This is a genomic window from Flavobacterium sp. (assembly GCF_035760125.1).
Taxonomy (GTDB): domain Bacteria; phylum Bacteroidota; class Bacteroidia; order Flavobacteriales; family Flavobacteriaceae; genus Flavobacterium.
Map to the genome: position 1 here is coordinate 1 of NZ_DASTTN010000072.1, position 6,757 is coordinate 6,757.

Annotated in this window: 4 protein-coding genes and 1 pseudogene; all 5 read left to right on the forward strand. The window is 33.8% G+C overall.

Features of this window, described 5'->3' with window-relative positions:
* Nucleotides 1-189, forward strand: a 189-nt coding sequence (locus VFS71_RS02930; RefSeq protein WP_326399288.1) for a phosphatase PAP2 family protein, incomplete at its 5' end; no start/stop codon positions are given.
* A 93-nt stretch (nt 190-282) separates the two neighbouring features.
* Nucleotides 283-600, forward strand: coding sequence for a DUF6660 family protein (locus VFS71_RS02935; protein WP_326399289.1), 318 nt, complete (start codon nt 283-285; stop codon nt 598-600).
* Nucleotides 601-711: 111 nt separating this feature from the next.
* Nucleotides 712-5,016, forward strand: coding sequence for a CusA/CzcA family heavy metal efflux RND transporter (locus tag VFS71_RS02940; protein ID WP_326399290.1), 4,305 nt, complete (start codon nt 712-714; stop codon nt 5,014-5,016).
* Between the two features lie 9 nt (nt 5,017-5,025).
* Nucleotides 5,026-6,180: an efflux RND transporter periplasmic adaptor subunit gene (locus VFS71_RS02945; RefSeq protein WP_326399291.1), complete on the forward strand. Its 1,155-nt coding sequence runs from the start codon at nt 5,026-5,028 to the stop codon at nt 6,178-6,180.
* A gap of 98 nt (nt 6,181-6,278) precedes the next feature.
* Nucleotides 6,279-6,757: pseudogene (locus VFS71_RS02950) on the forward strand (heavy metal translocating P-type ATPase); the annotation flags it as partial.

The following is a 6,757-nucleotide window of genomic DNA, read 5'->3' on the forward strand; positions in this document are numbered from 1 at the left end:
TATGTTATTGCTCCGTCTTTCTTATGGGCTGGTGCGGTAGGATATTCCCGTATGTACTTGGGCGTACATTATCCAACAGATGTTTTGGCAGGCGCTATTGTAGGTAGCGGCTCTGCTTTTTTGTGTTATAAATTGAATAAATGGATCAATAAAAAAAGAGCTCCCCATCAGAAAAAACTTTGGGAGTAATTGTTTGATTTTGATTATATTCGATTTGGTTATATTTTAGGATTCTAAATTTATTTTACTCAATTTTTAAATTTAAACCGTAATTTTGCTTTTGTGAAATGGACTAGTACTATATTATCAATCATATTTTTACTGCTTTCCTGTTTGCCATGTGCAGATAAGGACATGAATAGTTCATCACAAATCCTTGTAGTAAAAAGTAGTTCAGAGCATAATCAGGATAATGATGCTTGTTCTCCATTTTGTATTTGCAATTGTTGTAGTTCTCATGTTTTTGCTTTCGACAATACTGTTAGTAGTCTTGATTTTGTGATTGTTCAAAAGCTAGTTAAAAACAAAATTCCTGAATATAAATCAGTTTTTACTTCCAATTTCTTCGGAAGTATTTGGCAACCTCCTCAAATAGTATAATGAAACCTAATTCTAATAATCATTAGAGATTAGGATAGAGAGTTGTGGCTTTTACACAAAAATAAAGTAGACCTTTTCGGGTCTGATTTCTCATTTATATTATTATTAAAAATGATACATAAAATCATTGCATTTTCAGTAAACAACAAATTGATTACAGGAGTCTTATTGTCCATATTTGTTATGTTTGGTGTTTATTCATTCACAAAATTAAGTGTGGACGCATTACCGGATGTAACCAATAATCAAGTGCAAGTAATAACCAATGCGCCAAATTTGGCTACTCAAGAAGTAGAGAAATTTATAACTTATCCATTAGAAACAGAATTTAAATCATTGTCTGAGATGGTTGAATTGCGCAGTACAAGCCGCTCGGGTTTGTCTGTAATTACAATTGTTTTCAAAGATAATGTACCTGTTAATATTGCACGCCAACGTGTTGATGAAAAAATAAAAATGGCAGCGGATAATATTCCGAAACAATATGGAATACCCGAATTATTACCTCCAACTACGGGATTGGGAGAAATTTTTCAATATGTATTAGTTCCCCAAAAAGGATATGAAGAAAAATATGATCTGACAGAATTAAGAACGATTCAAGATTGGATTGTTCGACGTCAATTGTTGGGTACTATTGGAGTTGTAGATGTTAGCAGTTTTGGTGGGAAATTAAAGCAATATGAAGTTTCGGTAAAGCCTGAAAGATTGGCAGCCAATAATCTTACGCTTATTGAGGTTTTTGATGCGTTACAAAACAACAACGAAAATGCTGGTGGGAGCTACATCGACAAAGGCCCCAATGTGTATTTTATTCGTGGAGAAGGATTAATTCAAAATATTGACGACATTAACAATATTGTTATAAAAAATAATTCAGGTGTTCCCATTTTGATAAAAGATATCGCCGAAGTTAAATTTGGGTTTGCACCTCGTTACGGAGCAATGACAAGAAATGGAAGCGGAGAAACAGTAGGGGGTGTGGTTCTAATGCAAAAAGGGGAGAACGCTGTACGAGTAATTGAACGTGTAAAAGAAAGAATACAATCAATTGAAAAATCCCTGCCTAAAGGTGTTAAAATTGATGTTTTTGTTGACAGAACCAAACTTATCGAGAAAACTGTCAGTACGGTTTCCACCAATCTGTCGGAAGGGGCATTAATTGTAATTTTAGTTTTAGTGCTGTTTTTAGGCAGTTTACGAGCCGGTTTAATTGTGGCTTCGGTTATTCCTTTGGCTATGCTTTTTGCAATAATTATTATGAATCTCTTTGGATTGAGCGCCAATTTGATGAGTATGGGGGCATTAGATTTTGGACTAATAGTCGATGGAGCCGTAATTGTTGTCGAAGCGACTTTGCATATTTTTTCTAAGCACTATAAGAACAATTTGCTTTCTCAAAATAAGATGGACCATGAAGTAATAAAAAGTTCATCAAAAATTATGAGTTCTGCTATTTTTGGACAAATAATAATTTTGATTGTTTACATCCCCTTGTTTGTATTGAGTGGTGTTGAGGGCAAAATGTTTATGCCAATGGCACAAACGGTAAGTTTCGCAATACTTGGTGCATTGCTGCTTTCACTTACGTACGTCCCATGGGCGAGCAGTATTTTTTTGAGCAAAAAAATCAGTAATGAGCCTAATTTTACTGATAGATTTATCAATAAATTGAACAATTGGTATCAACCGGTTTTAGTTATTGCATTGAAACGAAAAGTTGAAGTTATAAGCATTGCATTTTTTTTACTTATTGCTTCAATATTTATTTTTAATTCATTGGGAGGTGAGTTTATTCCTGAATTGGATGAGGGTGATTTTGCGGTAGAAACAACAATAAGGCAAGGTTCTTCTCTACCTCAGACGATAGCTACCTTTACAATGATAGAGAAAATACTAAAATCTAAGTTTCCGGAAGTAATTGAAGTAGTTGGTAAAATTGGCTCGTCTGAGATACCTACTGACCCAATGCCAATTAATAATGGTGATATGATTATTGTATTAAAGGACAAAAAGGATTGGGTTTCGGCAACAGACAAGGATGAATTAGCGGAGTTGATGAATGAAGAAATTAAAACAATTCCAGGAGTCAGTTTATCGTTTGAACAACCCATTCAAATGCGTTTTAGTGAATTGATTGCGGGAGTAAAGTCGGATATTGCCATAAAAATATTTGGTGACAATTTGGATAAATTATCTTTGGAAGCCAATAAGGCAGTTCCAATTATAAGCGGAATTGAAGGTCTGACTGATATTAAGGTAGAACAAGTGACAGGAATGCCTCAATTGGTCGTAAAATACAACCGAAATAAAATTGCACAATATGGGTTGAATATTGCTGAAGTGAACCGGATTTTAAATACTGCTTATGCAGGCGGAACAACAGGGGTGGTGTATGAAGGAGAGCGAAAATTTGATTTGGTTGTCCGTATTCCCAAAAATGGAGATACCGACATTGATGCATTGAAATCATTATTGATTCCAACGCCAAGGGGAAACCAAATTCCGTTGAACGAATTGGCTGAAATCGCTTTTAAAACAGCTCCATCACAAATAAGCCGTGATGAAGCACAACGAAGAATTGTCATTGAGGCCAATGTCCGGGGTAGAGATGTAGAAAGTGTAGTTTTGGAAATCCAAAAAAAACTAGATGCCAAGCTAAAATTGCCAGAAGGTTATTTTATTAAATATGGTGGGCAATTTCAAAATCTTCAGGAAGCTAAAGGAAGATTACTATTGGCAGTTCCCGTTGCGCTTTTACTCATTTTCTTTTTACTCTTTTTATCGTTCCGCTCTCTCAAGGAAGCAACGATAATTTTCTCTGCTATTCCTTTGGCTTCTATAGGCGGAATTTTAGCTTTATGGAGCCGTGGAATGAATTTTAGTATTTCGGCTGGAGTTGGTTTTATTGCACTTTTTGGTGTTGCCGTTCTTAATGGAATTGTGTTAATCAGTTATTATAATCAATTAAAAGAGGAAGGAGAAGATAATTTATTGCAACGCATTTACAAAGGAAGCAGTGCTCGGTTGAGGCCGATTTTGGCGACAGCTACAGTAGCTTCATTAGGTTTTCTGCCAATGGCTTTAAGTACAAGTGCAGGTTCTGAAGTTCAGAAGCCCCTGGCAACAGTTGTGATTGGTGGTTTATTGACTTCAACATTGCTAACCTTATTTGTTTTACCCGTTTTATATTATTTAGTTATGACACCAAGGAAAATAAAGATAAGCCCTAAAATAACATCAATTGCTGTATTTGTTTTTAGTTGTTATTCATTTAATGCAAGTGCACAAAATAGTCCTTTGCAATTGAACGATGCGTTGCAATCTGCTTTAAAAAACTATCCTACTATGCAACAGGCTACTTTACAAACGGAGCAACAACAAGCATTAATAAAAACGGCTACGGTTCTAGATCCATTTAATATCAATAGTAATTTGGGACAAATGAACAGCAAATTGTTTGATTATAATGTGGGTGTGGCGCAAGGTTTTAAATTATCGAATAAAGCCGATAGGAATCTTTTGAATCAAAATGTATCAGTTGCAAAATCATTTGAAGCGGTTACCAAAAGCGAATTGATTAAAAACGTTTCGAGTGCTTATTTCTTATGGATTTACAACGTACAGCAGTATAAGTTGTTACTTGAAAGAGATACTATTTTTGCAGATTATGAAAAGTATGCAGAGAAGAAATTTAAAGTAGGCGAAAGCAATAAACTTGAAAAAATTAATGCCGTTTTACAACATAAAGATTTAAAAATGCAGTTGGCAGATGTTAATACCCAAGTGTCTTTTTATTTGGCAGAATTGCAAAAATGGACAAGAAATAATACAGATTATCAAGCTCCGATAAAATATGAGGCATTACCAGAAATTAATTTAAGTGATAGTATATTGGTTAAAAATCATCCTGCTTTACAGCTTTTGCAACAGCAAATTATAGCAAAAGAATTAGCTATAAAATCCGAAAAGGCTAAGTCGAATCCATCATTCAATTTGGGAGTTAATGCGCAAAGTTTGGATAAAGAAACTCCTTTTTATTATGGAAGCGTAGGAATTAATATTCCATTATTCAGAAACGGAATTGAAGCAAAAACGCAAGTTGCAAAATTAGAAACCGAAATTGCAAAAAAAGAATTGGAGAAATCACAACAGGAATTGGTTACTGTTTATTTACAACAATACCAGCTTCAAAAACAATATTTAGAGCAACTCAATTATTATAAAACTGAGGGAATTCCAATGGCTGAAACGATTGTCAATTCGGCGCAAAAGCTTTACAAATCAGGAGATATTGGTTATATCGAATATACCCAAAACTTAAAAGATGCCAACAAAATCAAAAACGATTATTTGACTGCAATGAACAATTACAATCAAACAATAATCAACATTCAATTTTTATTAAACAAATAAAATACATCGATGAAAAATAATATATTAATGATATTCTTTTTATTTCTAGGTTTAGTCTCATGCAAAAATAATGCTAGTGAAGAGGCTGCTACAAATGATTCTAAAGGGACTGTAGTAGAAAAATCAATTGTGGCTTTTACCGACGAACAAATAAAAGCCATTGATTTACAGTTGGGGAATTTTGAATACAAAAACCTAACTACAACATTGAAAATTAACGGAAAACTATCGTTACCACCACAGTATCAAGCACAGGTAAGTATCTTAACTGGAGGTGTTGTAAAAAACATTTTGGTTCAAGAAGGCGAATTTGTAAATGCCGGAAAAACATTGGCAACTATTGTTAATACTGAGGTGATACAATTGCAACAGGATTATTTAGAGAATAACGCCAATCTTAATTATTTGGAAAAAGAATTTCAGCGTCAAAAAGAGTTGAGAGACGATAATATTAATGCAGGTAAAACCTATCAGCAAGCACAGCGAGAATTGCAAATTGCACAGGCCAAAAAAGAAACATTAGGATCTAAATTGACTCAATTAGGTATCAACGGGAATAAGTTATCATCAAAAAATATTGCTTCAAGTATTGCAATTTCAGCACCAATAAGTGGTTATATCCAGCATATTAATTTGAGTATGGGAAAATATGCTGATGCAAATGCGGTACTGTTTGAAATCATTGATAATCGATTTTTGCATTTGGATTTGAAAGTATTTGAAAAAGACATTCACAAAATAAAGATTGGGCAATCAATTGCATTTAGTGATGCAAATGATGTTTCGCATACACACCCAGCCAAAATCTATGCTATTAACAAAGCATTTGAACCCAACGAACAAGCGGTATTAGTTCATGCCAAAATAAACGAAACTACCGAGACTCTTTTGCCAGGCATGTATGTAGAAGCGAGAGTTAAAATTGATAACAATAAAACAATTGCACTGCCAACGGAAGCAATTGTCAACAATGGTAATGATCATTTTATTTTTATTTCAGTAGGAAAAAATAGGTTTAAAGAAATAAAAGTGAGCATTGGTACTACAGATTTGGGCTTTACAGAAGTTAAAGTAATTGATAAAGTTCCTAGTGATACTAAAGTGGTAATCCAAGGAGCTTATTATTTATTATCTGAATTAACAAAAGGAAGTGGAGAAGAGTAAAATGGCTTGATTTGCAGTAGTTAATATTGGATATATGCTTAATTTTGATATAAATTAATAAAATGGACACCACTTTTAAAAATACTAAAAATAGTAAAATGAATAAACCTGATGGTTGTTGTTCAAGTCACAGTGAACACACACATTCCAACGATGACGGTCACGATCACCATCATTCACACGGAGCTGGAAGCCATTTTGAAATGTTTTTTCCAGCGGTAATTTCCTTTTGCTTATTATTGATAGGGATTGTTTTTGATAATTATTTTCCTCAAAGTTGGTTTATAGATTGGATTCGAATTGGTTGGTATATTTTAGCATATATTCCAGTTGGTTTTCCTGTTCTAAAAGAAGCTTTTGAAAGTTTTAGAAATGGAAGTTTGTTTTCTGAGTTTTTATTGATGTCTATCGCAACTCTTGGAGCATTTGCTATTGGACAATTTCCAGAAGGTGTGGCAGTAATGTTGTTTTATACTATTGGAGAAATCTTTCAAGGTCTTGCAGTTCAACGAGCCAAGTCAAATATCAAATCTTTATTGGATCAAAGACCTGATTCTGCTACCATTTTGGTTGGAAG

Coding starts and splice junctions, on each gene's coding strand:
- VFS71_RS02940 (WP_326399290.1), top strand. CDS start 712: ATGATACATAAAATCATTGCATTTTCAGTAAACAACAAATTGATTACA.
- VFS71_RS02945 (WP_326399291.1), top strand. CDS start 5,026: ATGAAAAATAATATATTAATGATATTCTTTTTATTTCTAGGTTTAGTC.